This is a genomic window from Streptomyces sp. NPDC087906 (genome assembly GCF_055584925.1).
Window position 1 is genome coordinate 455,230 of sequence record NZ_JBVJLC010000003.1, and the last position, 25,885, is coordinate 481,114.

Consider the following 25,885-nt stretch of genomic DNA (forward strand, 5'->3'; position numbering starts at 1 on the left):
CTCAGGCCCGACCGCCGAACAGCTCGACCGCGTTCCGTACGCCCATCAGCGCCGGGGTGAGCGCGCTGACCGATCCTGTCGAGCCGACGATCAGCAGCAGGGAGCGCCGCATCCGGCCGATCTCGGGTGCGCCGCCCGCCACCATCGCCGCGAGCGCCGCCAGCTCGTCCTCCGCGATCGCCCTGTCCTTGAACTCGGCCGGATATCCGGCCAGTTCACGTCGGAGCCGGGCGATGGCCGCGCGCAGCCCCACCACTCTCGGATCCTCGTCCGGGTCGTGCCTCTGCTCTGTCACCCGCGTCTGCCCCACGCTCCGCAACAAAGTGTCTCCCCCTCGCTCCGCACGTTTCCGTGCCCGTTTCCCGACCTCCCGGACGGTGGTCAAGCGCCAAGGTTCGCGGGCAAGTTAACGCCATGGCGCGCGTCCCGCGCCACTCCGCGGACCGAATACGGCGGGAATGCGGGCGGATATCCTGCCCGCTTCGTGCCCGAAGTCCACGGTCGGCCGGGGCCCATGCGATAGGCAGTTCCCATGACAGAGAACACCGCCGAGGAACACACCGGACCCGTCGCCGGACTGCTGCTGGCGGCCGGTGGTGGCCGCAGGCTGGGCGGCCGGCCCAAAGCGCTGCTGACGCACCGCGGCAGACCGCTGGTCGAGCACGCGGCGCTCACGCTGCGCGCGGGCGGCTGCGGCCCGGTCCATGTGGTGCTCGGCGCTGCGGCCGACCAGGTGCGCGAGCGCGCCGAGCTGCTGGGCAGTGTGCTGGTCGACAACCCGGCCTGGGCCGACGGCATGGGCTCGTCGCTCCGCGCGGGGCTGGCGTCGCTCGCCGGTACGAGGGCGGGGGCGGCCGTCGTCCTCCTGGTGGACCAGCCGGGCATCGGCGCCGCAGCGGTGGCCCGGGTGGTGGCCGCGTACCGCTCGCCGGACTCGCTCGTCTCGGCCGCGTACGCCGGGCGGCGCGGCCATCCGGTGCTGTTCGGCGCGAACCGGTGGACGGCGGTCGCGGCGGATGCGTCGGGCGATCGCGGGGCACGCGACTATCTGCGGGCCAGGGAGCGCGAGATCGTCCTCGTCGAGTGCGGGGATGTCGCCGAGCCGTTCGACATCGACACGGAGGAAGATCTGTGGCATCTCGACCGGGACCACCTTGAGTGAGGGAGCCGGCACCGAGCGCCATACTCCCTCGATCCGGAGAATCTCGACATCAACAAACCATTGAAGTTCCACCATGAGGAAACTAGTATCCACTGGTCAGAAGCGCCCGCCGAAGGAGTGACCACTCATGTCCGCACCAGCGCCGTCACCGCTGGCCATCGTCGCGACCGAGCCCCTGCCACGGCAGGACGAGGTTCTCTCCGAGGCGGCCCTCACCTTCCTTGCCGAGCTGCACCGGCGGTTCACGCCCCGCCGGGACGAGCTGCTGGCACGCCGTGTCGAGCGCCGGGCCGAGATCGCGCGTACGTCGAGCCTCGACTTCCGGCCCGAGACCGCGGCCGTCCGCGCCGACGACAGTTGGCGGGTCGCGCCCGCGCCCGCCGCGCTCGATGACCGCCGGGTGGAGATCACCGGCCCCACCGACCGCAAGATGACCATCAACGCCCTCAACTCGGGCGCGAAGATCTGGCTCGCCGACTTCGAGGACGCCTCGGCGCCCACCTGGGAGAACGTGGTCACCGGGCAGCTCAATCTGATCGACGCCTACGAGCGCGGGATCGACTTCACCGACCCGGCCTCCGGCAAGTCGTACGCCCTGAAGCCCGCCGGCGAACTCGCCACCGCCGTGATGCGCCCGCGCGGCTGGCATCTCGACGAGCGCCACCTCCAGTTGGACGGTGTCGCCGTGCCGGGCGCGCTGGTCGACTTCGGCCTGTACTTCTTCCACAACGCCAAGCGGCTCATCGACCTCGGCAAGGGCCCGTACTTCTACCTGCCGAAGACCGAGTCGTATCTGGAGGCCAGGCTCTGGAACGAGATCTTCGTCTTCGCCCAGGACTACGTCGGCATCCCGCAGGGCACCGTCCGCGCGACCGTGCTGATCGAGACGATCACCGCGGCGTACGAGATGGAGGAGATCCTCTACGAGCTGCGCGACCACGCGTCCGGGCTCAACGCGGGCCGCTGGGACTACCTGTTCTCGATCGTCAAGAACTTCCGTGACGGCGGCGCCAAGTTCGTCCTGCCGGACCGCAACGCGGTCACGATGACCGCCCCGTTCATGCGCGCCTACACCGAACTGCTCGTGCGCACCTGCCACAAGCGCGGCGCGCACGCCATCGGCGGCATGGCGGCGTTCATCCCGTCCCGGCGCGACGCCGAGGTCAACAAGGTCGCCTTCGAGAAGGTCAAGGCGGACAAGGACCGGGAGGCCGGCGACGGCTTCGACGGCTCCTGGGTCGCGCACCCGGACCTGGTCCCGATCGCGATGGCCTCGTTCGACGCGGTCCTCGGCGCGAAGCCCAATCAGAAGGAGCGGCTGCGTGAGGACGTCTCCGTCGCGGCCGGCGATCTGATTGCCGTCGACTCGCTCGACGCCAGGCCCACGTACGACGGACTGGTCAACGCCGTCCAGGTCGGCATCCGCTACATCGAGTCCTGGCTGCGCGGTTCGGGCGCCGTGGCGATCTTCAACCTGATGGAGGACGCGGCGACGGCCGAGATCTCCCGCTCGCAGATCTGGCAGTGGATCAACGCGGGGGTGGAGTTCGAGCACGAGGGCCGGACCGTACGGGCCACCCCGGAGCTGACCCGCGAGATCGCCGCCGCCGACCTCGCGGCGATCCGCGCCGAGATCGGCGACGAGGCGTTCGCCGCCGGGCGCTGGCAGCAGGCGCACGACCTGCTGCTGACGGTCTCGCTCGACGAGGACTACGCGGACTTCCTCACGCTCCCCGCGTACGAGCAACTGCGCGGCTGAGCGACCCCGGCGCGCGGCACGACTGCCCCGGTCCGCACCAGGACCGGGGCAGTCGTACGCCGAGTTCCGGCCGCGGCGGGTTCCGCCGCGATGAGTTTCGCCGCTCCCGCCGGTCTACCCCTGCATGGAGACAAACACCGATACGGACATGATCGACCTGACGCCCGTGTGCGACGAGGTCGCCGGGCTGCTCGACTCCGTCACCGACGATCAGCTCGCCGGGCCGACACCCTGCCCCGACTACGCCGTACGGGACGTGCTGACGCATCTCCTGGGGCTGACGGTGGCCTTCCGCGACGCCGCGCGGAAGGACTTCGGGCCGACGACCGACAACACGCCGGGGAACGTGCTGCCCGAGCTGGGCGACGGCTGGCGCGCCGAACTGGCGGGGCAGTTGGCCGAGTTGGCCGCCGCCTGGCAGTCACCCGACGCCTGGCGGGGCGCGACCAGGGCCGGTGGCGTGGATCTGCCGGCCGCTGTCGCCGGGGTGGTCGCCCTCAACGAGGTGCTGATCCACGGCTGGGACGTGGCACGCGGTACGGGACTCGGCTACGCGCCCGACGAGGCGGCGCTCCAGGCGTCCCGCGCCCTGCTGACCCCCGACGACGCGATGGGTCCGAACAAGAACAGCCTGTTCGGCGCCCCGGTGGAGGTCCCGGCGGACGCGCCGCTGCTGGACCGCGTCATCGGACTGAGCGGCCGCCGCCCGGACTGGAAGCCGTAGTCGGGGCCGAGTAACACAGTTCACTCTCCGTCCACCACTCATAACGGATGTTCATAGGTTACTCACGTACGCTCGTAGCCTGATCGGCGCGAGGGCCTGCCCGACCCTGATCGGCCGGACAGGCCCTAGGCACCGCGAAAGGCACGACACGTGATCCACCCGCTCCGCCGCATGCTGCTCCTCCTCTTCGCGCTGGCGCTCGCCGCGTGCGCCGCCTGCACCACCGCTTCGGGTGCGTCCGCGGGGCTCGACGACCCGGCGAAGAAGAAGACAGCGATGCAACTGGTGTCCAGCGCGGAGAACTCGTCGCTGGACTGGCAGGCGCAGTACCGCTACATCGAGGACATCCACGACGGCCGCGGCTACACCGCGGGCATCATCGGCTTCTGCACCGGCTGCGGCGATCTGCTCCAGGTCGTCCGGCGGTACACGAAGGCCAAGCCCGACAACCCGCTGAAGCCCTTCGTCCCCGCGCTGACCGCGGTCAAGGGCAGCGACTCGCACGACGGGCTCGGCGATCCCTTCGTCAGCGCCTGGCGCAAGGCCGCCGCCGATCCCGAGATGCGGGCGGCCCAGGACGCCGAGCGGGACCGGCAGTACTTCGACCCGGCCGTCGACCGGGGGAAGGCCGACGGGCTCGGCGCGCTGGGGCAGTTCATCTACTACGACGCGTTCGTGATGCACGGCGCAGAGGACTCCCCCGGGTCGGTCGGCTTCAACACCCTGCGCGAGCGCGCCATGAAACGGGCCAGGACCCCGCATGACGGCGGCGACCAGACGGCGTATCTGAACGCGTTCCTGGACGTACGGGTCGACGCGATCCGCCACGAGCCGACGCACGCCGACACCAGCAGGATCGACACGGCGCAGCGGGTCTTCCTGAAGCGGGGCAATCTGGATCTCGACACCCCGCTGAGCTGGAAGGTGTACGGCGACAGCTACCACATCGCCAAGCGCTGAGCCGGCCGCTTCATTCAGATCTCTTTACGTAGAACGTCTGTACGCTGCCTCCAAAAGTTGGTAGGAAAGCTTCCTAACAGAACAGCGGAAGCCCAACTCCCCACCCAGGAGGCACAGGTGCACACCCCCCACATCAGCACCGCACGTCGGCTCAGGTTCCTCCCGCCCCTCGCGCTCGGCCTGGCGCTGGCCGCCGCTCCGCTCACCGCGACGGCGGCCACAGCGCCGGTCGCGACGGGTACCGTCACCGCTGTGACCACAGCGAACCCGGCAGCGGCGACCGGTCTTGACGACCCGGCGAAGAAGGACATCGCGATGCGGCTCGTCTCCAGCGCCGAGAACTCGTCGCTGGACTGGCAGGCGCAGTACAGCTACATCGAGGACATCGGCGACGGCCGCGGCTACACCGCCGGCATCATCGGATTCTGCTCGGGCACCGGCGACATGCTCGATCTGGTCGAGGCCTACACGGCGGACGAGCCGGACAACCCGCTGGCCTCCTATCTGCCTGCGCTGCGCGAGGTCGACGGCACGGACTCGCACGAGGGGCTCGACGGATTCCCCGAGGCGTGGCAACAGGCCGCCGAAGACCCGGCGTTCCAGACCGCGCAGAACAACGAGCGGGACCGGGTGTACTTCGACCCGGCCGTCGGCCGGGCCAAGCAGGACGGGCTCGGCACGCTCGGGCAGTTCATCTACTACGACGCCATCGTGATGCACGGCGACGGCGGCGACGACACCAGCTTCGGCTCCATCAGGGAGCGGGCGCTGGCCGAGGCGGCGACGCCGGCGCAGGGCGGTGACGAGGTCACGTATCTCAACGCCTTCCTGGACGGCCGGGTCTGGGCGATGAAGCAGGAGGAGGCGCACTCGGACACCAGCCGGGTGGACACGGCGCAGCGCGTGTTCCTCGACGCGGGCAATCTGAATCTGGACCCGCCGCTCGACTGGAAGGTCTACGGCGAGAGCTTCCACATCGGCTGACGGACCGTCAACCGGTGGATACGTCGGTGTTCTCAGCCCTTCACGGCGCTGAGCACACCGTCGGTCTCCGGCACCTGCGGTGAACTCTCCTTCGCACCCAGGTGGTTGAAGGCCAGATTGAGCGCGATGGCGACGACGCAGCCGGTGCTGATGCCCGAGTCGAAGATGACCATCAGGTCCTTCGGGAAGGCGTGGTAGAAGTCCGGGGCCGCTATCGGTATCAGTCCGATCCCGAGGGCGACGGCCACGATCAGCGCGTTCTCGCCCTTCTCCAGGGCGGCGGAGGCCAGGGTCTGCACGCCGCTCGCCGCGACCGAGCCGAACAGCACGATCCCCGCGCCGCCAAGCACCGGCAGCGGTACGAGCGCGATCACCGACGCCAGCACGGGACACAGCCCGAGCAGGACGAGAATGCCGCCGCCGGTGGCGACGACGAACCGGCTGCGTACCTTCGTCATGGCGACGAGTCCGATGTTCTGCGCGAAGGCACTGCACATGAAGCCGTTGAACAGCGGACTGATCGCGCTGCCCACGGTGTCGGCACGCAGCCCGCCGAGGATGGTGCGCCGGCCGGCGGGCCGCTCGACTATCTTGCCGAGCGCCAGCATGTCGGCCGTCGACTCCGTCATGCAGACGAGCATGACGACACACATGGAGACGATGGCGGCGGCCTCGAAGTGCGGTGCGCCGAAGTGGAAAGGCGTGGGGAAGCCGACGAGGCCCGCGCCCCTGATCGCGTCGAGGTTCGTCATCCCCAGTGGTACGGCGATGAGCGTTCCCGCGACCAGGCCGAGCAGGATGGCGATCTGCTGGAGGAAGCCGCGCAGCACCTTGCGCAGGACGAGCACGATCAGCAGCGTCAGCCCGGCCATCCCGAGATCGCGCATCGAGCCGCGGTCGGCCCCGGCCGCCGAGCCGCCCTGCGCCCAGTCGAAGGCGACGGGGAGCAGCGAGACGCCTATGAGCGTGATGACCGTGCCGGTGACGACCGGTGGGAAGAAGCGCACGAGCTTCGAGAAATACGGCGTGACGACGAGCCCGAGCAGGCTGGCGACGATGATCGCGCCGAAGATGACGGTGAGTCCGTCGGCTCCCCTGTCCTTGCCGATGGCGACCATCGGGGTCACTCCGGCGAACGAGACGCCGTTGACGAACGGGAGCCGGGCGCCGACCTTCCAGAACCCGAGGGTCTGGAGCAGGGTGGCGATGCCTGCGGTGAAGAGACTCGCGCCCATCAGAAAGGCGGTGTCCTTCGCGCCGAGGCCCACGGCGGGCCCCACGATCATGGGCGGGGCGACGACGCCCGCGTACATCGCGGCCACGTGCTGCAGTCCGCTGGTGACCATCTTGAGCGGCGGGAGTGTTTCGTCCACCGGGTGTGTCTTCAGGGGCTGTTCGTCGCGGGTCGGTGTGTCGGCGGGCGTTGGTGTGTCGGCGGGGGTCGGTGGGTCGGCGGGCGGTGTTTCGACGTGCTGTGTCCGGTCTGCCACGGGGATGTTCCTCCGGTCGGTTACGCGTCGTCGGTGACGCGGGTATCAGGGAGGTGGAGACATGATGCGCGCGTACTCGCATGCGTGCGGGCATGGACGAAGACACGTTTCACCGTCCCGGGAGGCGGCCGTACCGCTGTGCGGTGCGGCGCCTCCCGGGCGCGGCTGCCCGTGGACCCTGAGCGGGTCCACGGCTCCGGCCGGGGGCCGTCCCCCCCGGCCGGACTTCCAGGGGGGATCAGCCGTCGGCGGCGATCCGCGCGAGCCGCTGCGCCTCGCCGCGGGTCGAGCGGGCGACAGCGTCCTCGTCCACCGTGGTGAGGTGGTTGTCCTCGACGACGGTCCTGCCGCCGACGAGCGAGAGGGTGACGGGGGCCGCGGCGCCGAAGACCAGGGCGGTCACCGGGTCGGCGATGGAGGAGTGGGCGAGGGTGTCCAGCTTCCAGAGCACGAGGTCGGCGAGCTTGCCGGCCTCGACGGAGCCGATCTGGTCGGCGCGGCCCAGCACTTGGGCGCCGCCGTAGGTACCGAGGCGCAGCGCCTGCCGGGCGTTGAGCGCCGCTTCGCGGTGGGCGCCGAGGCGGTTGATCAGCAGGGCGTTGCGCAGTTCGGTGTGGAGTTCGCCGGACTCGTTGGAGGCCGTGCCGTCCACCCCGAGGCCGACGGGTACCCCGGCGGCGAGCATGTCGGGCACGCGCGCGATCCCGGCGGCGAGGCGGGCGTTGGACGACGGGCAGTGCGCCACACCGGTGCCGGTACGGGCGAAGGCGGCGATGTCGGAGTCGTTCATGTGGACGCAGTGGGCCATCCACACGTCGGAGCCGAGCCAGCCCGTCGACTCGAAGTAGTCCGTGGGTCCCATGCCGAACAGCTCCTTGCAGAACTGCTCCTCCTCGACGGTCTCGCTGCCGTGGGTGTGCAGCCTGACCCCCTTGCGGCGGGCCAACTCGGCGCCCTGCTTCATCAGTTCGGTGGTGACGGAGAAGGGCGAGCAGGGGGCGACGGCGATCTGGGTCATCGCGTCGAACGAGGCGTCGTGGTAGGTGTCGACGGTCTCCTCGGTCGCGGCGAGGGCGCCTTCGAGCGTCTCGACGGCGAAGTCCGGCGGCAGTCCGCCGTCCGACTCGCCGCGGTCCATGGAGCCGCGGGCGAGGGTGAACCGTACGCCGGTCTCCTTCGCCGCGCCGATGATGGCGCCGGTCAGATCGCCGGAGCCGCGCGGGTAGACGTAGTGGTGGTCCATCGCTGTGGTGACACCGCCGCGGGCCAGCATCGCGAGGGAGCCCTGAGCGGCGGCGCGCACCATGGGTTCGTCGATCCGCGCCCAGGTCGGGTAGAGCGCGACCAGCCAGTTGAAGAGGTTGTGGTCGGTGGCGAGCCCGCGGGTGATCCACTGGTAGAAGTGGTGGTGCGTGTTGACCAGGCCAGGGGTGAGGAGATGACCGGTGCCGTCGATCCGGCGGACGACGTCGGCGAGGTCCTGCGGGGCGGGTCCCGCGCCGACGGACTCGACGCGGTCGCCCGCGATGACGACATGGCCCGACGCGTACTCGGTGTCCTGGGCGTCCACGGTCGCGATGGCACAGTTCTCGATGACGATGCGCGAAGCCGTCATGGCGGTTCCTCTTCCTGACGTCGGGCCTGGGGCCCGGATTCTTACGGGCCCGGGGGTCGAGCGGGGTGACGACCGGGTCCAGGGTGCGCAGATGCCCCCGCTCCCCCTCCGGTGGCCCCCGGGAGCGGGAAGGAACTCCCGGGGGCCGACGCCGGCGCGCGCGTCGAGGGGTCAAGGATGTGTCAGAGGTTGGTCAGATCGACCGGGATCTGCGGCTCGACGCCGTCCCGCAGGACGGTCGCCTCGATCAGGCCGTACGGCCGGTCGGCCGCGTAGTAGACCTCATTGTCGTTCTTGAGGCCGAACGGCTCCAGATCCACCAGGAAATGGTGCTTGTTGGGGAGCGAGAAGCGGATCTCGTCGATCTCGCTGCGGCTGTTGATGATCCGCGAGCCCATCTGGTACATCGTCTGCTGGAGCGAGAGCGAGTACGTCTCGGCGAAGGCCTGGAGCAGGTGCTTCTTCGCCTGCTCGTACGACGTGTCCCAGCGGGGCATGCGCTGGTCGTCGGAGGTCCAGTTGTAGCGCCACTTGGCGGCGACCTGGGTGGCGAGTATCCGGTCGTAGGCCTCGGGCAGCGTCGTGTACTTGTCCTTGGCGTAGCCCCAGAACTCGGAGTTGGTCGAGTTCAGCACCGTCAGGTCCTTGAGGCCCGAGATGATCTGCCAGGACTCGCCGTCGTAGGTGATCTGGCTGACCCGGGTCTCCTGGCCCTTGCGGACGAAGGAGTGCCTGACCTCCTCGGCCCCGATGAACTGGGAGTTGGCGTCGGAGGTCGCGATGCGGTCCCAGGCGTACTCCTCGATCCTGATGCGCGCCTGGTGGATCTGCTCCTGGCTGGTCACGAAGTGCCGGGCCAGATGGATGCCGAACTGCTCGGCTGACTCTATGCCGTGCTCCTTGGCGAACGCGTACACCGTGTTCTTGGTGGTGTCGGTCGGCAGGACGTTGGCGTTGGAGCCCGAGTAGTGGACGTCCGCCATCTCGCCGGAGAGCGCGACGGAGACGTTCAGGTCCTTGATGTGGTGGGTGTCGCCGTCCCGCGTGATCTTGACGACGCGGTTCTCCGCTTTGCCGTACTGGTTCTGGCCGAGAATCGTGGGCATCTGCTAGCTCCCTCTGTAAACGGAGTAGCCGAACGGGTTGAGCAGCAGCGGTACATGATAGTGCTCGCCGGGGCTGACGCTGAATGTGATCGCCACCTCCGGGAAAAACGCACCGCTGTCCCGTAGCGCGGGGGCGTCCTGCTGTGCCTCGGCTCGCCTGTCTGTGTGTTCGGTGTGTGCGGTGTGATCGGGCTGGTCGGTGTGTGCGGTGTGCCCGGTGAAGTACGCCTCGGTCGCGAAGTCGAGCCGTACGTGCGTGGTGCCCGCCGGCAGCGCCGGCAGGTCCTTGCAGCGCCCGTCGGGGTCCGTCGCGGAGCCGCCGAGCGCCACCCAGTCGCCGGCCGCGCCGCTGCGGGCGGCGAGGGCAATCCGGACGCCGGACGCCGGGCGTCCGACGCTGGTGTCCAGGATGTGCGTGGACACCGAGGCGGTGGTGTCGGTGCTCAAGACCTCACTCCTCTTCTCCGGCCGCCACGAGGCGGGTCAGCCGGATACGGTTGATCTTGCCCAGTTCGACGCGCACGATCGCACGCTCCTGCTCGGGCGTATGGCCCGACCGGGTCCGCAGCGCGTCCCGCATCTGCTCGCCGGTGGCGCCGGTCGCGCAGATCAGGAAGACATGCCCGAACTTCTCCTGGTAGGCCAGATTCAGTTCGAGCATCTCGGTCTTCAGCGCCTCGGAGGCGTCCGCCATCCCCCGCTGCTCCCTGGCCGATGCCGGATCGCCCGGCTTGGGCCTGCCGATCGGCGGGTGTCCCGCCATCGCCTCGGCGAGAGAAGCGTCGGACAGCTCGGCCGTCGCCCGGTCGGCGGCGGTGAGCAGCGCGTCCACGGTGGCGTAGGGACGCCCGGCGAGCACGCCGCTCCCCCATGCGGGGGCGGCGCACACCTCACGCAGCGCGGCGGTGGCCGCCGCTTCGGGCAAGGTGTTGAACCGGGCGAGACCCGGCGGCTGGCGATACGTCACGGGAGCCTCCGCGGCTGTGCTGGACGGGCTCCGCATAGCTAACGCCCCGAACAACAACACGTCAACACTTTGTTGAAATCTCGCGAACCCGGGCCCTCCCGCCGGACCAGGACCCGTCCGCCGGACCGGCGCTAGTCGCTGTCGGCCGCGTTGGCCCTGTTCAGGTAGTTGTACACAGTGAAACGGCTGACGCCGAGCGCGCTCGCCACCGTCTCCACCCCGTGGCGTACCGAAAAGGCACCGCGTGCCTCCAGGGTCCTGACGGCCGACTGCTTGGACTTGCGGTCGAGGTCGGCCAGCGGCATCCCGTACGTACGCTCCAGCGCCGCCAGGATGTGGTCGAGGGAGTCGGCGAGCTGCGGCAGGCGTACGGCCACGACATCCGTGCCCTCCCAGGCCAGCACGACATCGTCGGGTCTCGCGTCGTCCGGCGCCAGCAGCTCGCCGCCCATGGCGTCCACCAGCGGCTTCACCGCGGCGATGAAGGGGTGGTCAAGCGGCTCCCTCACCGGTCGCCCTCCCCGGCGGCGGCTTCGCCCGCGGCGACGGCGTCCACCACGTTCACCTGGAGCGAGACCCGGGTGGCACCGGCAGCGAGCGACTCGCGCAGCAGCGTCCCCACGGCCGCGAGCACCTCTTCCGCACCACCTTCGGCCGTGTTGCCGAACGGACCGACGTCGACCGCGTCAAGATCAGCCCCTTGGACGACCTCGCGCGCCACCACCGCGTGCGCGGGCGCCTCGTCGAGATCGAAGGGTTCGGTCGTGAATTCCACTCTCAGTCGCACTGTGCCTCCACCGCCATCCTCACCTGCTTCTCCGCATCGGGGAAGACAGGAACAGGTGACTATAGACGGCCCGGCCAAAACCCCACCCGTGGTGAAATGTTTCAAACCATTCTTCGCCGACAAAAACCGTAGGCCGAATGCTCGTGAAGCCTCCTTGACAGGCGGTTCGAACGCGACCTACCTTCACAGTGTGAATCGATTCATCTCCTACTGCCCTCGCCTCTGGAGTGAGCATGCCTGACCTGTCGACCGTGAAGGCCGCACTGAAGTCGCAGGTGATCGAGACCCCGTCGTGGGGGTACGGCAACTCGGGCACACGGTTCAAGGTCTTCACCCAGGAGGGGGTCCCCAGGGACCCGTACGAGAAGCTGAACGACGCGGCGCAGGTGCACGCGGCGACCGGCGTCGCCCCGGTCGTGTCCCTGCACATCCCCTGGGACAAGGTCGACGACTACGGCGCGCTGAAGAAGCACGCCGAGGAGCTGGGGCTGCGGCTCGGCGGGATCAACGCCAACGTCTTCCAGGACGACGACTTCAAGCTCGGGTCCGTGACCAACCCGGACCCGGCGATCCGGCGCAAGGCCGTCGCCCATCTGCTGGAGTGCGTCGACATCATGGATCTCACGGGCTCGCACGACCTCAAGCTCTGGTTCTCCGACGGCACCAACTACCCCGGCCAGGACGACATCGTCGAGCGCCAGGACCGGCTCGCCGAGGCGCTGGCCGAGGTGTACGCGCGGCTCGGCGACGACCAGCGGATCCTGCTGGAGTACAAGCTCTTCGAGCCGGCCTTCTACACCACCGACGTGCCGGACTGGGGCACGTCCTACGCGCACTGCCTCACGCTCGGCGACAAGGCGCAGGTCGTGGTGGACACCGGGCACCACGCGCCCGGCACCAACATCGAGTTCATCGTGGCGTTCCTGCTGCGCCAGGGGAAGCTCGGCGGCTTCGACTTCAACTCGCGCTTCTACGCCGACGACGACCTGATGGTGGGCGCCGCCGACCCGTTCCAGCTCTTCCGGATCCTGCACGAGGTGGCCAAGAACGGCGGCTTCGCCCCGGAGACCGGCGTCGCCTTCATGCTCGACCAGTGCCACAACATCGAGGCGAAGATCCCGGCCGTCATCCGCTCGGTGATGAACGTGCAGGAGGCGACGGCCAAGGCGCTGCTGGTGGACACCGAGGCACTGCGTGCCGCGCAGCGCTCCGGTGATGTGCTCGCCTCCAACGCGGTGCTGATGGACGCGTACAACACCGACGTACGCCCGCTGCTCGCCGAGGTGCGCGAGGAGCAGGGGCTGCACCCCGACCCGGTCGCGGCCTACCGCGCGAGCGGCTGGGCCGAGCGGATCGTGGCCGAGCGCGTCGGCGGCGAACAGGCCGGCTGGGGCGCCTGAGCCGTACGGTCTGCCTCCTCGCACCCCTTGTCGTGCCATCTCTCTTGTCCGTCTCCCCTCCCGTCAAGACCTGCCGCCAGGAACCGAAGGAATCCACGCCATGACGTCCCACCCCGAGGCATCGGCGCTGCTCGCGCGTTCCAACCGCTTGGGCGCCGACCCGCGCAACACCAACTACGCGGGCGGCAACACGTCCGCCAAGGGCACGGCCACCGACCCCGTGAGCGGCACCGACACCGAGCTGATGTGGGTCAAGGGGTCCGGCGGTGACCTGGGCACGCTCGGCGGGTCCGGGCTCGCCGTGCTGCGGCTCGACCGGCTGCGCGCCCTGGTGGACGTCTATCCGGGGGTGGAGCGCGAGGACGAGATGGTCGCCGCCTTCGACTACTGCCTGCACGGCAAGGGCGGCGCCGCGCCGTCCATCGACACGGCCATGCACGGCCTGGTCGACGCGCCGCACGTGGACCATCTGCACCCCGACTCGGGCATCGCGCTGGCCTGCGCCGCCGACGGGGCGGCGCTGACCCGCGAGTGCTTCGGGGACAGCGTGGTGTGGGTGGACTGGCGGCGCCCCGGCTTCCAGCTCGGCCTGGACATCGCCGCGGTCAAGGAGGCCAACCCGGCGGCGATCGGCTGTGTGCTCGGCGGGCACGGCATCACCGCGTGGGGGCGTACGTCCGACGAGTGCGAGGCCAACTCGCTGCGCATCATCGGGGAGGCGGAGCGCTTCCTGGCGGAGCGCGGCAGGCCCGAGCCGTTCGGTCCGGCGCTCGACGGGTACGGGGCGCTGCCCGAGGCCGAGCGGCGGGAGCGGGCCGCCGCCCTCGCGCCGCTGCTGCGCGGCCTCGCTTCGACGGACCGGCCGCAGGTCGGCCACTTCACCGACACCGAACCCGTACTGGACTTCCTGGCGAGCGCCGAGCATCCGCGGCTCGCCGCGCTCGGCACCTCCTGCCCCGACCACTTCCTGCGGACGAAGGTCAGGCCGCTGGTCCTCGACCTGCCGCCGGCCGCGCCCGCGGACGAAGTGACCGCCCGGCTGCGGCAGTTGCACGCGGAGTACCGCGCGGAGTACGCCGCGTACTACGAGCGGCACGCCACCCCTGACTCGCCCGCGATGCGCGGCGCGGACCCGGCGATCGTGCTGGTGCCCGGCGTGGGGATGTTCTCGTTCGGCAAGGACAAGCAGACCGCGCGGGTGGCCGGGGAGTTCTATCTCAACGCGATCAATGTGATGCGCGGCGCCGAGGCCGTCTCGCGCTACACCCCGATCGAGGAGTCGGAGAAGTTCCGTATCGAGTACTGGGCGCTGGAGGAGGCGAAGCTCAAGCGGATGCCGAAGCCCAAGCCGCTGGCGACCAGGGTCGCGCTGGTGACGGGCGCCGGTTCGGGCATCGGCAAGGCGGTGGCGCACCGGCTGGTCGCGGAGGGCGCGTGTGTGGTCGTCGCGGATCTGAACGGGGAGAACGCGGCGACCGTCGCCAAGGAACTGGGCGGCGCCGACAAGGCGGTGGCCGTCACCGCCGACGTGACGGACGAGGAGCAGATCACCGCCGCCTTCCGGCAGGCCGTCCTGGCGTTCGGCGGGGTCGACCTGGTCGTCAACAACGCGGGCATCTCCATCTCCAAGCCGCTGCTGGAGACCACCGCACGGGACTGGGACCTGCAGCACGACATCATGGCGCGCGGCTCGTTCCTGGTGTCGCGGGAGGCGGCCCGGGTCATGACGGAGCAGGCGATGGGCGGTGACATCGTCTACATCGTCTCGAAGAACGCCGTCTTCGCGGGCCCCAACAACATCGCGTATTCGGCGACCAAGGCCGACCAGGCACACCAAGTGCGCCTGTTGGCGGCCGAGTTGGGCGGCGAGGGGATCAGGGTCAACGGGGTCAACCCGGACGGCGTGGTGCGCGGCTCGGGGATCTTCGCCGCGGGCTGGGGCGCGCAGCGCGCCGCCGTCTACGGGGTGGAGGAGGAGAAGCTGGGCGAGTTCTACGCGCAGCGCACCTTGCTCAAGCGCGAGGTGCTGCCGGAGCATGTCGCCAATGCCGTCTTCGCGCTCACCGGCGGCGATCTGACCCACACGACCGGTCTGCACGTACCGGTGGACGCGGGGGTGGCGGCGGCGTTCCTGCGCTGAACGCGCCCGCGCAGCCGCGCTGTTCGTCCCGCCGTCTCCATCGCCAGCGTCCTTCCCGCGTTCTTCCCGCGCCGTCCGCTCCGCCGAGGTAGCCACCGTGTCGACCCCCCACCGTCCGTCCTCCGCCGCACCTTCGGCCTTCGCCGCCGCCGACCTGGGCGCCACCAGTGGACGGGTGATGGTCGGCCGGGTGGGCCCTGCGGGCGGCGGGGGCGCGCCGTATCTCGATCTCAGTGAGGTGCACCGCTTCCCCAACCGGCCGGTGCGGCTGCCCGGCGGGCTGCACTGGGACGTGCTGGGTCTCTTCCAGGGCGTGCTGGACGGGCTGACCGAGGCGAGCCGCTCCCACGACCTCGCCTCGATCGGCGTGGACAGTTGGGCGGTGGACTACGGACTCCTCGACGCGGCAGGGGAGTTGCTCGGCAATCCGTACCACTACCGGGACACCCGTACCGAGGGGACGGCGGCGCGGGTGTGGGCCGATGTGCCGGCCGACGAGCTGTACCGGATCAGCGGGTTGCAGCATCTGCCGTTCAACACGGTCTTCCAGCTCGCCGCCGAGCGGTCCGGCGCGCGGCTGGCCCCGGCGCGGACGCTGCTGCTGATCCCCGATCTGATCACGTACTGGCTGACCGGCAGCGTCGGCGCCGAGGCCACCAACGCCTCCACCACCGCCCTGTTCGACGCGCGCACCGCCGACTGGTCGGGGCAGGTGCTGGACCGCCTCGCCGTCGACCGCGCGCTGCTGCCCCCGATCCGCCACCCCGGCGATCCGGCGGGCACCCTGCTGCCCGAGGTGGCGCTGGCCACGGGCCTGTCCGCCAACACGCCGGTCACGGCGGTCGCTTCGCACGACACCGCGTCCGCCGTCGTCGCCGTACCCGCCGCCGAGGCCGACTTCGCCTACATCTCGTGCGGTACGTGGTCGCTGGCCGGCCTCGAACTGGCGGCGCCCGTGATCACCGAGGCGTCGCGTGCGGCGAACTTCACCAACGAGCGCGGGGTCGAAGGGTCGATCCGCTTCCTGCGCAACATCATGGGGATGTGGCTGCTGACCGAGAGCCTGCGCGCCTGGTCCGCGCGGGGGCTGCCCGCCGACCTGGCGCCCCTGCTCGCCGAAGCGGCCCGCGCGCCCGCCTTCGCCGCGCTCGTCGACCCCGACGCGCCCGACTTCCTCACCCCCGGCGACATGCCGGGCCGGATCGCCGCCTACTGCGAGCGGACGGGACAGCGCGCCCCCGCAGATCAGGGCGCCGTGGTGCGCTGCGTCCTGGAGAGCCTCGCGCTCGCGCACCGCGCCACTTTGCGTACGGCGGCCGAACTGGCGGGCCGGGACATCCGGGTGGTGCATCTGGTCGGCGGCGGCAGCCGCAACGAGCTGCTCTGCCAGCTCACGGCCGACGCCACGGGACTGCCGGTGGTCGCGGGTCCCACCGAGGCGACGGCGCTCGGCAACATCCTCGTCCAGGCACGCGCGCACGGACTCGTCGGCGACCGCGCGGAGATGCGCCAACTGGTCGCCGCGACGCAGGACTTGCGGCACTACACACCGCGCGGTGACGAACGGGCCTGGGCGGCGGCAGCGGCGCGGGTCGGGCTCGGCTGACCGGCGGCGTACAGGCCGCGTCGCGGGCCCCGGTCGCTTCGTACCGCAGCTCTCCGCGCCTCAGCGGCGGGCGCGGCTCGATCCCCTGACGACCAGTTCGGGCTGGAGCACCACATGCTGGTGCTCGTGTCCCGCCCCTTCGGCGCGGATCTCCTCCAGCAGCAGATCGGCGGCGAGCCGCCCCATCGCGGCGGCCGGCTGGCGCACCGACGTCAGCGGTACGGCGGCGGCAGCGGCGAACTCGATGTCGTCGTACCCGACGATGGCCAGGTCCTGCGGCACGGCGAGGCCCGCCGCGTACACCGTCTGGAGCACCCCGAGGGCCAGCAGGTCGTTGGCGCAGAACACGGCGGTGGGGCGCGGCGCGAGGCCGAGCAGCCGGGCGCCCGCGTCGCGGCCCGCCGCCACGTCGAGCCGGTCGGCGGGGATCTCCAGCAGCGCCTCGGGCGGCAGCCCCGCCTCGGCGAGGGCGAGCCGCATGCCCGCGCGCCTGTCCCGTACCTGCTGGAGGTGGGGCGGGCCGCTGATGTAGGCGATGGTGCGGTGTCCCGCGCCGATGAGATGGCGGCCGGCGAGGGCGCCGCCGACCGTGTCGTCCACCGAGACCGAGCATTCCTCGGCCTCCCCCGCGACCCGGTCGACCAGCACGAAGGGGATCTCCTGCTGGCGCAGCGCGTCCAGGTTGGCGCCGGTCGAGTCGACGGGGGTGACCAGCACGCCGCGCACCCGGTGCTCCACGAACAGCGAGAGATACGTCGCCTCCTCGGCGGGGTCCTGGGCGCTGTTGCAGACCATGACGCCGAGTCCGGCGCCGCGCGCCGCCGACTCGGCGCCGCGTGCGACGTCGACGAAGAAGGGGTTGCCCATGTCCAGCACCAGCAGCGCCATGATGCGGCTGTGTCCGGCCCTGAGCTGCCTGGCGGACTCGCTGCGTACGTAGCCGAGGCGTTTGATGACGGCCTGGACCCGTTCCTTGGTCTCCTTGGAGACCATTTCGGGGCGGTTGATCACATTGGACACCGTGCCGACGGAGACGCCGGCCTGCCGTGCCACATCCTTGATCCCGACCATGCCGTCCCACTCTCCGCCGGAGGCTCTACCGGCAGCCCCTATTGAAACATTTCATTTCCCCCTCGGGGCCCTGCGCCTGCGGACAAGGACGATGCCGAACACGAGCAGCAGCAGGCCGGATCCAACACCCGCCGCGCTGTAGAACGACGACGTGGCCCAGCCGGGGCCCGGCCAGATACGTACGGCGACCCCGGCCGTGTCGTTGGCCGGCCGGTCGTCGTGGGTGGGGCGCTTCGCGTCGGCTCCCCGTACGGTGACCTGGCCGCCGCGGTCGGTGATGTCCCGGTCGATGCGCAGCGTGAAGGGGAAGAGGGTCAGCCGCCCCGCCTTCCCGCCCGGCGCCGTGCACGCGTAGCGGCGGGCGGGCGGCTGCCTTTCACCGGCCGACCCGGTGATCGGGGTGCCGTCGTCGCGCAGGGCCCGGCACGGCTGGTCGAGCACCTCCTCGTCGCGCTCGGGCTCGTAGGGGGACTCCACGACGCTGGTGCCGGCCGGCACGGTGAAGCCGACCGTCACGGGTGTGTCGCGCGGGGAGCCGGGACCGCGCGTGCGGAAGCCGATCCGCGTGCTCTGCCTGCTGCCGACGGGGCCTTTGACGGTGGCTCCCACGGCGGCGAGGTCCGTGTGCGTGGTGACGGCGACCTGCAGTTCGTCGCCCGCCGGACGCGCGGACGGCGTGACCGGGACCAGCCGCAGGTCCGGGCCGGACCCCGGCGTGAAGCGCGCCGCCCCCTCCGGCGGGGGTGTGGAGTCCTCCGCGAGGGCGTCGGCCGAGTAGGTGACGCCGGGATACATGGCGTCGGCGGCCACCCGGACCCGCTCGGGTACGGCGAGCGCGTACGCCTCGCCGGGCGCGACGACGACCGTGGCGGCCGGCAGCCGGCACCACGCCGAGGCCCCCCGGTAGCGGCAGTTGCGGTGTTTGCTGTCGAACGAGAAGCCGTCCCGCGCGTCCATCCGGAGGGCCACGCCCCGCGCGGGGACGCCACCGGTGTTACGGATGACGAGCCGGACGCCGACCGTGCCGCCGGGCGCCACCGTCGTACGGTCGGGCCGCTGTTCCACCGCGAGGGTCGGCTTGCCGACGGTGACGGTGGTCCGGCCGGTGACGTCCGGGACGCCGGGCGCGCGCACGGTGTAGCGCACGACGCCGGTGTCCCCCGCCTTGCTGCCCTTGACCGGTACGACATGGAAGGTCTGCGACGCCGCGTGCTGCTGGTCCGTGCGCATGGTGCAGCCGAAGACCGGCTGCCTGATCCGGTCGATCTCGCACCGGTCCCCGCCCCGCTTGAGCACGGCGACCCCGGCCAGCCCCCGGATGTCGAAGGTGATGGAGACGTCGGTGGGTCCCTTGCCGGTCAGTCTCTGGCCGACGTCCAGGTCGTTCTCCGAGCTGAGGGCGCGGGACGGGTCGGTCGACACGTACAGCACCTCGGGCACCTGCAAGCTCAGGCGCGGCCCACCCGACGGGCCAGCACAGCCGCCGAGCAGCGCGACCAGGGCCACGACCACCAGTACGACCGGCCAACGACCCCTGAGACATGTGCCGTTCATCCGACCACCCTGCCCGACGGAGATCACGGCGGGACAACGGAGTCGGCGCGGATTCCGGTGGGGACACTTGACAGCTCCCGAGCCGCGCAGGCAGTCTTCCGTTAAGCAGAAAACAACTTCCGCAATACGGAAGGAGCGGCTGACCCTCATGGGCTACGCAGACCAGCGCTTCGATGTGAACCTCTCGATCCTCTACACCGAGCTTCCGCTCCTGGAGCGCCCGGCGGCGGCCGCCGCCGCGGGCTTCACCGCGGTCGAGCTGTGGTGGCCCTGGACCGACACGCCCACCCCGCCGCAGGCCGAACTCGACGCGCTCAAGAAGGCGCTCGACGACGCGGGCACCCGGCTCGTCGGGCTGAACTTCTACGCGGGGCAGCTCCCGGGGCCCGACCGCGGCGCACTGTCCGTGCCCGGCGAGGAGTCCGACCGGTTCCGCGCCAATATCGAGGTCGCGGCGGAGTTCGCCGCGTCCGTCGGCTGCACGGCGCTGAACGCGCTGTACGGGAACCGGGTCGACAGTGTCGCCCCCGAACTCCAGGACGCCCTCGCCCTGGAGAATCTGGTCCTCGCGGCGCGCGCGGCCGACCGGGTCGGCGCGACGCTGCTCGTCGAAGCCCTCAACAAGCCGGAATCGCCGCGCTATCCGCTGGTGAGCGCGCCCTCGGCCGTCGAGGTGGTCGACAAGGTGAACGCGGCGACCGGGCTCGGCAACGCCTCGTTCCTGCTCGACCTCTACCACCTGTCGATGAACGGTGAGGATCTGGCCGAGGTCGTGGACCGCTACGCGGGCAAGGCCGGTCATGTGCAGATCGCGGACAACCCGGGCCGCGGCGCGCCGGGCACCGGATCGCTGCCGCTCCAGGACCTGCTGGACCGGCTGCGGGACGCGGGGTACCGCGGTTGGGTCGGCCTGGAGTACAAGCCGGGCGACCGGCCGAGTGCCGAGTCCTTCGACTGGCTGCCCGCCGAGGCGCGCGCGGCACGCTGATCGCACGTCAGCTCCCCTTATCCAAGCGTCAGTTGAACCCAGGAAGGCATCCCATGAGCACGCTCCCCAAGATCGCATGGATAGGTCTCGGCATCATGGGCTCGCCCATGTCGGAGAACCTGATCAAGGCCGGTTACCAGGTGACCGGTTACACACTGGAGCAGGACAAGCTGGACCGGCTCGCGGCTGCGGGCGGCGCCGCCGCTTCCTCGATCGCCGAAGCGGTGGCCGACGCCGATGTCATCGTCACCATGGTGCCCGCCTCGCCGCAGGTCGAGGCCATCGCGTACGGCGACGACGGCATCCTGGCGCACGCCCGGCGCGGCGCGCTCCTCGTCGACATGTCCTCGATCACCCCGCAGACCTCGGTCGAGCTGGCCAAGGCCGGTGCGGAGAAGGGGATCCGCGTTCTCGACGCGCCGGTCTCCGGCGGCGAGGCCGGTGCGATCGAGGCCGTACTGTCCATCATGGCCGGCGGCGAGCAGGCCGACTTCGACGAGGCGAAGCCGCTGCTGGAGGCCCTGGGCAAGACCATTGTGCTCTGCGGCCCGCACGGCTCGGGGCAGACGGTGAAGGCCGCCAACCAGCTCATCGTGGCCGTCAACATCCAGGCGTGCGCCGAGGCCGTGGTCTTCCTGGAGAAGTCCGGCGTCGACCTGGCCGCCGCGCTGGACGTGCTGAACGGCGGCCTGGCCGGCTCGACCGTGCTGACCCGCAAGAAGGACAACTTCCTCAACCGCGACTTCAAGCCCGGCTTCCGGATCGACCTGCACCACAAGGACATGGGCATCGTCACCGACGCGGCCCGCAATGTCGGCGCGGCACTGCCCGTCGGCGCCGTGGTGGCCCAACTGGTCGCGTCCCTGCGCGCGCAGGGCGACGGCGGCCTCGACCACTCCGCGCTGCTGCGCTCCGTCGAGCGCCTCTCCGGCGACCAGGTCTGAGCCGAGCACCAGACCCTCGCCTCCCCCCGAACCCCGGGCGGCGGTGGCGCTGACACCTGTCCTGTCGCGCCCAGGCGCCGCCGCCGCCCGGAACCCACTTCTCTTCAGTCCCGCACGGAAGGTCACCATGTCGAAGCGCGTGCTTACGACCGAGTCAGGCGCCCCGGTCGCCGACAACCAGAACGCGGCGACCGCAGGCGCCGGCGGTCCCCTGCTCCTCCAGGACCAGCATCTGCTGGAGAAGCTCGCCCGCTTCAACCGCGAGCGCATCCCGGAGCGTGTGGTGCATGCACGCGGCTCCGGTGCCTACGGCTACTTCGAGGTGACCGACGACGTCACCGCGTACACCAGCGCCGACTTCCTGTCCGCCGTAGGCAGGCGCACCGAGACCTTCGCGCGCTTCTCCACCGTCGCCGACTCGCTCGGCGGCGCCGACGCGGTGCGCGACCCGCGCGGTTTCGCGCTGAAGTTCTACACCGAGCAGGGGAATTACGACCTGGTCGGCAACAACACGCCGGTGTTCTTCATCAAGGACCCCATCAAGTTCCCTGACTTCATCCACTCGCAGAAGCGCGACCCGTTCACGGGCCGCCAGGAGCCGGACAACGTCTGGGACTTCTGGGCGCATTCGCCCGAGGCGACGCACCAGGTGACCTGGCTGATGGGCGACCGCGGCATCCCCGCCTCGTACCGGCACATGAACGGCTACGGCTCGCACACCTACCAGTGGACGAACGCGGAAGGCGCGGCCTTCTTCGTCAAGTACCACTTCAAGACCAACCAGGGCGTGCGCTCGCTGAGCGCGGGGCAGGCGGCCGAACTCGTCGGCAGGGACGCGAACTCGCACCAGACGGACCTGCTCCAGGCCATCGAGCGCGGCATGAACCCGTCGTGGACGCTGCACGTCCAGGTGATGCCGGCCGCAGAGGCCGCGAGCTACCGCTTCAACCCGTTCGACGTCACCAAGGTGTGGCCGCACAGCGACTATCCGCTGCGCCGGGTGGGCCGCCTGGTGCTCGACCGCAACCCCGACAACGTCTTCGCCGAGGTCGAGCAGGCGGCGTTCTCACCGAACAACTTCGTTCCTGGCATCGGCCCTTCGCCGGACAAGATGCTCCAGGGCCGGCTGTTCGCGTACGCCGACGCCCACCGCTACCGGCTCGGCGTCAACCACACCCAGCTCGCCGTGAACGCGCCGAAGGCGGCGACCGTCGACAACTACGGCCGTGACGGCGCCATGGCCGCGCGCCGTGGCGGACGGTACGACAAGAACTACGAGCCCAATTCGTACGCGGGGCCCGTGCAGAGCGACGCCGCGCTCGCCGCGCCGTACGCCGTGCACGGCTGGACCGGGACCCACCCGGCGCCCGCGCACACCAAGGACGACGACTTCTTCCAGGCCGGCGAGTTGTACCGGCTGATGTCGGCGGAGGAGAGGTCCCGGCTCGTCGCGAACATCGCCGGCGGGCTGTCGCAGGTCTCCCTGGACGAGGTGGTCGAGAAGAACCTGGCCCATTTCCACGCCGCCGACCAGGAGTACGGCAAGCGTGTCGAGGAAGCGGTACGCGCGCTGCGCGAGGAGTGAGCCTTCCTCCCTGATCGGACCGCGGCGGCGAGTGAGCCAGTGCGGTGGTAACGGGAGCGAGCGGCCCCCTCACCGACGTGAGGGAGGGGGCCCCGCTCCCTTCGCCCGCCGCCGCGGTCTGCCCGACGGAGCGCGGGGTACGGAGACAACTGGTCCCGTACTCCGCGCTCTTGTGTGTCAGGGCCGACCCGCACGAAGGGCCCGGGGCCGCTACGTACACCCGCGCACGCGTACGGCCCCGGTGCCGGAGTTGGTCCGGTACCGGGGCCGTACAGGGCCTGCCGCCAGGGTCAGGCCAGCGGCAGGATCGCGGTGGGCGCGTGGCCCGGCTCGGTGGCGATGTCCTCGAACTCGTTCACACTGGCGATGTCACTGCCGCTCATGGCGATGTTGGTGACGCGCTCCAGGATGGCCTCCACGACGACCGGCACCCGGAACTCGGCCGCCAGCTTCTTGGCCTCCTCGAAGGCGGGCAGCAACTGATCGGGCTCGGTGACCCTGATCGCCTTGCAGCCGAGACCCTCGGCGACCTTCACATGGTCGACCCCGTAGACGCCCAGCTCGGGCGAGTTGAGGTTCTCGAACTCCAGATTGACCTGGAAGTCGATGTCGAAGTTGCGCTGCGCCTGGCGGATCAGGCCCAGATAGGAGTTGTTCACCAGCACATGCACGTAAGGGATGTGGTGCTGCGCGCCGACCGCCAGCTCTTCGAGCATGAACTGGAAGTCGTAGTCGCCGGACAGGGCGACGACGGTCGCCTCCGGGTCGGCGGTGGCGACGCCCAGCGCCGCGGGAACGGTCCAGCCGAGCGGGCCCGCCTGGCCGCAGTTGATCCAGTGGCGCGGCCGGTAGACGTGCAGCATCTGCGCGCCGGCGATCTGGGAGAGGCCGATGGTGGTCACGTACCGGGTCTCGGGCCCGAAGGCCCGGTTCATCTCCTCGTACACCCGCTGCGGCTTGAGCGGCACGTTGTCGAAGTGCGTACGCCGGTGCAGTGTGGCCTTGCGCTCCCTGGCCGACGCGGCCCAGGCACTGCGGTCGGGCAGCCGCCCGGCCTCCTTCAGCTCCCGCGCCACCTGGACGAAGAGCTCCAACGCCGCCTTGGCGTCGGACGCGATGCCGAGGTCGGGGGCGAATATCTTGCCGAGCTGGGTGGGTTCGATGTCGACGTGCACGAACGTCCGCCCACGCGTGTAGACATCGAGCTTGCCGGTGTGCCGGTTGGCCCAGCGGTTGCCGATGCCGAGGACGAAGTCCGACTCCAGGAACGTGGCGTTGCCGTAGCGGTGCGAGGTCTGGAGCCCGACCATGCCCGCGTTCAGCTCGTGGTCGTCGGCGATGGTGCCCCAGCCCATCAGGGTGGGGATGACCGGCACGCCGGTCAGCTCGGCGAACTCGACCAGCAGCGCGGACGCGTCCGCGTTGATGATGCCGCCGCCCGCGACGATCAGCGGCCGCTCGGAAGCGGCCAGCATCGCGACGGCCTTCTCCGCCTGCGCGCGGGTCGCGGCCGGCTTGTACGGCGTCAGCGGCTCGTACAGCTCCGGGTCGAACTCGATCTCGGTGAGCTGGACGTCGATCGGCAGGTCGACCAGGACCGGGCCCGGCCGTCCCGAGCGCATCAGATGGAACGCCTGCTGCAGCACGCCGGGCACCTGCGCGGCCTCCAGGACCGTGGTGGCGGCCTTGGTGACGGGCGCGGCGATCGACGCGATGTCGACGGCCTGGAAGTCCTCCTTGTGGATCACGGCGGTGGGCGCCTGGCCCGTGATGCACAGGATCGGGATGGAGTCGCCGAGCGCCGAGTAGAGACCGGTGATCATGTCGGTGCCGGCCGGACCCGACGTACCCACGCAGACACCGATGTTGCCGGTCTCGGTACGGGTGTAGCCCTCCGCCATGTGCGAGGCGCCCTCGACATGGCGGGCGAGCGTGTGATGGATGCCCCCGGACGCCTTGAGGGCGGCGTAGAAGGGATTGATCGCGGCACCCGGCACACCGAAGGCGTGTGTCACGCCCTCGCGCTTGAGGATCTCAACTGCCGCTCGGGCGGCGGTCATTCGCGTCATGGGGTTACTCCTCATCCGGCAGGCGGATTCGGGCTCTGTCGCGCCACCTGAGAGCGCCAATTCCGTAATGTGGAAGTACTGTTCTGCTATATGGAAACAATCTAGGGTCGATACGACACCCCGTCAAGGGAGGGATCCCGGCGGCCCCTCCCCAACGCCTCGCTCTTGGTGGACGATGGGCCACGCAGCGCAGTCGATGAGGCATGTGCGAACGTGGTTGATGGGGGTCGTGATGGGAGAGAGCGTTCCGGTGAGCTGCCCGACCTGCAGCCGTCGGCACACCTTCGTGGTGTCGGTGTACCCGTGCGCCTGCGGCGCACCGGTGGCCCCGCCGCTGGCGCGGGACGCACCCCCTGAACCGATCACCCACCGCACCTGGACCGACGAGTGGGTGATGGTCCGCTGCGCCGCCTGCGGCCGGCAGGGGCACTGGCCCCAGCCCGAACTCGGCTGCCCCTGCGGGGCGGTGCTGCGCATCCCCGTACGGCCGGTGAATCCGGCGGGACCGGCGCGGGAGCCGCGGGAGCCCCAGGACCCGCAGGACACGGCGCGGGTGCGCCCGGTGCTGTCGCGCAGGCCCGCGGCTCCCCGGCCGTCCTTCCATCCGCTGACGATCCGCACGGCGCGCGACGTGGTGACGGCAGCCGCGCTCTATCTGCGCTGGCTGGGCTTCCACGGCATCGTCCAGGCCGAGGAGCAGCCGGCGTCCGGCATCGACCTGCGCGGCCCCGAGGTCGTCGCCCAGGTCGACCCGACGACCAGCCCGGCCTCGCTGCGCTCGGTGGAGACGCTATGGCTGCACGGGCTGAGCGCCTCGGCGGTCAGTGTCTTCTTCTCGCTCGCGGGGTACGCGGACGACGCGCGCGCCCGCGCCGACGACCTCGGGGTGCCGCTGTTCGTCATGGACCTCACGGGCGCCCCGCAGCCGGTCAACACCCCGGCGGCGGAATTAGTGTCGTCCGGGGCGTGAGCCC

At 70.6% G+C, this 25,885-nt stretch carries 23 protein-coding genes; 12 read left to right on the top strand and 11 right to left on the bottom strand.

Annotated elements, in window-relative coordinates; genetic code table 11:
- Position 1 precedes the first annotated feature (1 nt).
- On the bottom strand, positions 2 to 322 hold the full coding sequence (locus ACZ63I_RS11495; protein WP_469337682.1) for a DUF5955 family protein: 321 nt from the start codon (positions 320 to 322) through the stop codon (positions 2 to 4).
- Between the two features lie 210 nt (positions 323 to 532).
- Here ACZ63I_RS11495 and ACZ63I_RS11500 point away from each other — a divergent pair, with 210 nt between their 5' ends.
- From ACZ63I_RS11500 to ACZ63I_RS11520, 5 genes are all read left to right on the top strand, one after another.
- On the top strand, positions 533 to 1,162 hold the full coding sequence (locus ACZ63I_RS11500) for a nucleotidyltransferase family protein (protein WP_469337684.1): 630 nt from the start codon (positions 533 to 535) through the stop codon (positions 1,160 to 1,162).
- A gap of 127 nt (positions 1,163 to 1,289) precedes the next feature.
- On the top strand, positions 1,290 to 2,921 hold the full coding sequence (gene aceB, locus ACZ63I_RS11505; protein WP_469337686.1) for a malate synthase A: 1,632 nt from the start codon (positions 1,290 to 1,292) through the stop codon (positions 2,919 to 2,921).
- A 148-nt stretch (positions 2,922 to 3,069) separates the two neighbouring features.
- On the top strand, positions 3,070 to 3,645 hold the full coding sequence (locus tag ACZ63I_RS11510; protein ID WP_469337687.1) for a TIGR03086 family metal-binding protein: 576 nt from the start codon (positions 3,070 to 3,072) through the stop codon (positions 3,643 to 3,645).
- A 171-nt stretch (positions 3,646 to 3,816) separates the two neighbouring features.
- A complete protein-coding gene (locus tag ACZ63I_RS11515) occupies positions 3,817 to 4,605 on the top strand; it encodes a chitosanase (protein ID WP_469338339.1) in 789 nt (262 codons plus the stop codon).
- Between the two features lie 117 nt (positions 4,606 to 4,722).
- A complete protein-coding gene (locus tag ACZ63I_RS11520; RefSeq protein WP_469337689.1) occupies positions 4,723 to 5,589 on the top strand; it encodes a chitosanase in 867 nt (288 codons plus the stop codon).
- 32 nt (positions 5,590 to 5,621) lie between these two features.
- Here the strand turns inward: ACZ63I_RS11520 and ACZ63I_RS11525 are convergent, their stop codons facing one another.
- The 7 genes from ACZ63I_RS11525 to ACZ63I_RS11555 all read right to left on the bottom strand — a co-directional run bounded on the left by ACZ63I_RS11525 (position 5,622) and on the right by ACZ63I_RS11555 (position 11,554).
- Positions 5,622 to 6,977, bottom strand: a complete 1,356-nt coding sequence (locus tag ACZ63I_RS11525; RefSeq protein ID WP_469338341.1) for a nucleobase:cation symporter-2 family protein — start codon at positions 6,975 to 6,977, stop codon at positions 5,622 to 5,624.
- Positions 6,978 to 7,317: 340 nt separating this feature from the next.
- Positions 7,318 to 8,694 carry an 8-oxoguanine deaminase gene (locus ACZ63I_RS11530; protein WP_469337691.1) on the bottom strand — a complete coding sequence of 459 codons (1,377 nt, stop codon included), beginning with the start codon at positions 8,692 to 8,694 and terminating at the stop codon, positions 7,318 to 7,320.
- A 182-nt stretch (positions 8,695 to 8,876) separates the two neighbouring features.
- Entirely contained in the window at positions 8,877 to 9,800 is a 924-nt protein-coding gene (gene pucL, locus ACZ63I_RS11535; protein ID WP_469337693.1) for a factor-independent urate hydroxylase, read from the bottom strand.
- Positions 9,801 to 9,803: 3 nt separating this feature from the next.
- Complete coding sequence (locus ACZ63I_RS11540) at positions 9,804 to 10,247, bottom strand: hydroxyisourate hydrolase (protein ID WP_469337695.1); 444 nt, start codon at positions 10,245 to 10,247, stop codon at positions 9,804 to 9,806.
- Positions 10,248 to 10,251: 4 nt separating this feature from the next.
- Positions 10,252 to 10,803, bottom strand: coding sequence for a 2-oxo-4-hydroxy-4-carboxy-5-ureidoimidazoline decarboxylase (gene uraD, locus ACZ63I_RS11545; protein WP_469337697.1), 552 nt, complete (start codon positions 10,801 to 10,803; stop codon positions 10,252 to 10,254).
- Between the two features lie 95 nt (positions 10,804 to 10,898).
- Positions 10,899 to 11,219 carry a helix-turn-helix domain-containing protein gene (locus ACZ63I_RS11550; RefSeq protein WP_469338343.1) on the bottom strand — a complete coding sequence of 107 codons (321 nt, stop codon included), beginning with the start codon at positions 11,217 to 11,219 and terminating at the stop codon, positions 10,899 to 10,901.
- Between the two features lie 53 nt (positions 11,220 to 11,272).
- Positions 11,273 to 11,554, bottom strand: coding sequence for a YkoF family thiamine-binding protein (locus ACZ63I_RS11555; protein WP_469337698.1), 282 nt, complete (start codon positions 11,552 to 11,554; stop codon positions 11,273 to 11,275).
- A 233-nt stretch (positions 11,555 to 11,787) separates the two neighbouring features.
- Between ACZ63I_RS11555 and rhaI the strand changes: the two genes are divergently transcribed.
- The 3 genes from rhaI to ACZ63I_RS11570 all read left to right on the top strand — a co-directional run bounded on the left by rhaI (position 11,788) and on the right by ACZ63I_RS11570 (position 16,700).
- The gene (gene rhaI, locus ACZ63I_RS11560) at positions 11,788 to 12,954 is read left to right on the top strand and encodes an L-rhamnose isomerase (protein WP_469337700.1); all 1,167 of its coding nucleotides are present in this window, start codon (positions 11,788 to 11,790) and stop codon (positions 12,952 to 12,954) included.
- Between the two features lie 100 nt (positions 12,955 to 13,054).
- Entirely contained in the window at positions 13,055 to 15,094 is a 2,040-nt protein-coding gene (locus ACZ63I_RS11565) for a bifunctional aldolase/short-chain dehydrogenase (protein ID WP_469337702.1), read from the top strand.
- A gap of 178 nt (positions 15,095 to 15,272) precedes the next feature.
- Positions 15,273 to 16,700, top strand: coding sequence for a rhamnulokinase (locus ACZ63I_RS11570; RefSeq protein WP_469338344.1), 1,428 nt, complete (start codon positions 15,273 to 15,275; stop codon positions 16,698 to 16,700).
- A 60-nt stretch (positions 16,701 to 16,760) separates the two neighbouring features.
- Here ACZ63I_RS11570 and ACZ63I_RS11575 read toward each other — a convergent pair whose 3' ends face one another.
- Both ACZ63I_RS11575 and ACZ63I_RS11580 read right to left on the bottom strand, forming a co-directional pair.
- Positions 16,761 to 17,771, bottom strand: a complete 1,011-nt coding sequence (locus tag ACZ63I_RS11575; RefSeq protein ID WP_469337704.1) for a LacI family DNA-binding transcriptional regulator — start codon at positions 17,769 to 17,771, stop codon at positions 16,761 to 16,763.
- 51 nt (positions 17,772 to 17,822) lie between these two features.
- Positions 17,823 to 19,325 (bottom strand): COG1470 family protein, encoded by a 1,503-nt coding sequence (locus tag ACZ63I_RS11580; RefSeq protein WP_469337705.1) that lies wholly within the window; start codon positions 19,323 to 19,325, stop codon positions 17,823 to 17,825.
- Positions 19,326 to 19,473: 148 nt separating this feature from the next.
- Here ACZ63I_RS11580 and ACZ63I_RS11585 point away from each other — a divergent pair, with 148 nt between their 5' ends.
- From ACZ63I_RS11585 to ACZ63I_RS11595, 3 genes are all read left to right on the top strand, one after another.
- Positions 19,474 to 20,313: a TIM barrel protein gene (locus ACZ63I_RS11585; protein ID WP_469337707.1), complete on the top strand. Its 840-nt coding sequence runs from the start codon at positions 19,474 to 19,476 to the stop codon at positions 20,311 to 20,313.
- 53 nt (positions 20,314 to 20,366) lie between these two features.
- Positions 20,367 to 21,257 carry a 2-hydroxy-3-oxopropionate reductase gene (locus ACZ63I_RS11590; protein ID WP_469337709.1) on the top strand — a complete coding sequence of 297 codons (891 nt, stop codon included), beginning with the start codon at positions 20,367 to 20,369 and terminating at the stop codon, positions 21,255 to 21,257.
- Positions 21,258 to 21,384: 127 nt separating this feature from the next.
- On the top strand, positions 21,385 to 22,842 hold the full coding sequence (locus ACZ63I_RS11595) for a catalase (protein ID WP_469337710.1): 1,458 nt from the start codon (positions 21,385 to 21,387) through the stop codon (positions 22,840 to 22,842).
- A 290-nt stretch (positions 22,843 to 23,132) separates the two neighbouring features.
- Here the strand turns inward: ACZ63I_RS11595 and gcl are convergent, their stop codons facing one another.
- The gene (gene gcl / locus ACZ63I_RS11600) at positions 23,133 to 24,902 is read right to left on the bottom strand and encodes a glyoxylate carboligase (protein WP_469338346.1); all 1,770 of its coding nucleotides are present in this window, start codon (positions 24,900 to 24,902) and stop codon (positions 23,133 to 23,135) included.
- A gap of 241 nt (positions 24,903 to 25,143) precedes the next feature.
- Between gcl and ACZ63I_RS11605 the strand changes: the two genes are divergently transcribed.
- Positions 25,144 to 25,881, top strand: coding sequence for a hypothetical protein (locus ACZ63I_RS11605; RefSeq protein WP_469337712.1), 738 nt, complete (start codon positions 25,144 to 25,146; stop codon positions 25,879 to 25,881).
- Positions 25,882 to 25,885 lie beyond the last annotated feature (4 nt).

What these genes read in the sequence shown, in the direction of transcription:
- ACZ63I_RS11585 (WP_469337707.1), top strand. Translation starts at nt 19,474, where the DNA reads ATGGGCTACGCAGACCAGCGCTTCGATGTGAACCTCTCGATCCTCTAC.
- ACZ63I_RS11510 (WP_469337687.1), top strand. Translation starts at nt 3,070, where the DNA reads ATGATCGACCTGACGCCCGTGTGCGACGAGGTCGCCGGGCTGCTCGAC.
- ACZ63I_RS11500 (WP_469337684.1), top strand. Translation starts at nt 533, where the DNA reads ATGACAGAGAACACCGCCGAGGAACACACCGGACCCGTCGCCGGACTG.
- ACZ63I_RS11580 (WP_469337705.1), bottom strand. Translation starts at nt 19,325, where the DNA reads ATGAACGGCACATGTCTCAGGGGTCGTTGGCCGGTCGTACTGGTGGTC.
- ACZ63I_RS11515 (WP_469338339.1), top strand. Translation starts at nt 3,817, where the DNA reads ATGCTGCTCCTCCTCTTCGCGCTGGCGCTCGCCGCGTGCGCCGCCTGC.
- aceB (WP_469337686.1), top strand. Translation starts at nt 1,290, where the DNA reads ATGTCCGCACCAGCGCCGTCACCGCTGGCCATCGTCGCGACCGAGCCC.
- ACZ63I_RS11570 (WP_469338344.1), top strand. Translation starts at nt 15,273, where the DNA reads ATGGTCGGCCGGGTGGGCCCTGCGGGCGGCGGGGGCGCGCCGTATCTC.
- ACZ63I_RS11530 (WP_469337691.1), bottom strand. Translation starts at nt 8,694, where the DNA reads ATGACGGCTTCGCGCATCGTCATCGAGAACTGTGCCATCGCGACCGTG.
- ACZ63I_RS11590 (WP_469337709.1), top strand. Translation starts at nt 20,367, where the DNA reads ATGAGCACGCTCCCCAAGATCGCATGGATAGGTCTCGGCATCATGGGC.
- uraD (WP_469337697.1), bottom strand. Translation starts at nt 10,803, where the DNA reads ATGCGGAGCCCGTCCAGCACAGCCGCGGAGGCTCCCGTGACGTATCGC.
- ACZ63I_RS11605 (WP_469337712.1), top strand. Translation starts at nt 25,144, where the DNA reads ATGGGAGAGAGCGTTCCGGTGAGCTGCCCGACCTGCAGCCGTCGGCAC.
- pucL (WP_469337693.1), bottom strand. Translation starts at nt 9,800, where the DNA reads ATGCCCACGATTCTCGGCCAGAACCAGTACGGCAAAGCGGAGAACCGC.
- ACZ63I_RS11595 (WP_469337710.1), top strand. Translation starts at nt 21,385, where the DNA reads ATGTCGAAGCGCGTGCTTACGACCGAGTCAGGCGCCCCGGTCGCCGAC.
- ACZ63I_RS11575 (WP_469337704.1), bottom strand. Translation starts at nt 17,771, where the DNA reads ATGGTCGGGATCAAGGATGTGGCACGGCAGGCCGGCGTCTCCGTCGGC.
- rhaI (WP_469337700.1), top strand. Translation starts at nt 11,788, where the DNA reads ATGCCTGACCTGTCGACCGTGAAGGCCGCACTGAAGTCGCAGGTGATC.
- gcl (WP_469338346.1), bottom strand. Translation starts at nt 24,902, where the DNA reads ATGACCGCCGCCCGAGCGGCAGTTGAGATCCTCAAGCGCGAGGGCGTG.
- ACZ63I_RS11565 (WP_469337702.1), top strand. Translation starts at nt 13,055, where the DNA reads ATGACGTCCCACCCCGAGGCATCGGCGCTGCTCGCGCGTTCCAACCGC.
- ACZ63I_RS11550 (WP_469338343.1), bottom strand. Translation starts at nt 11,219, where the DNA reads ATGGGCGGCGAGCTGCTGGCGCCGGACGACGCGAGACCCGACGATGTC.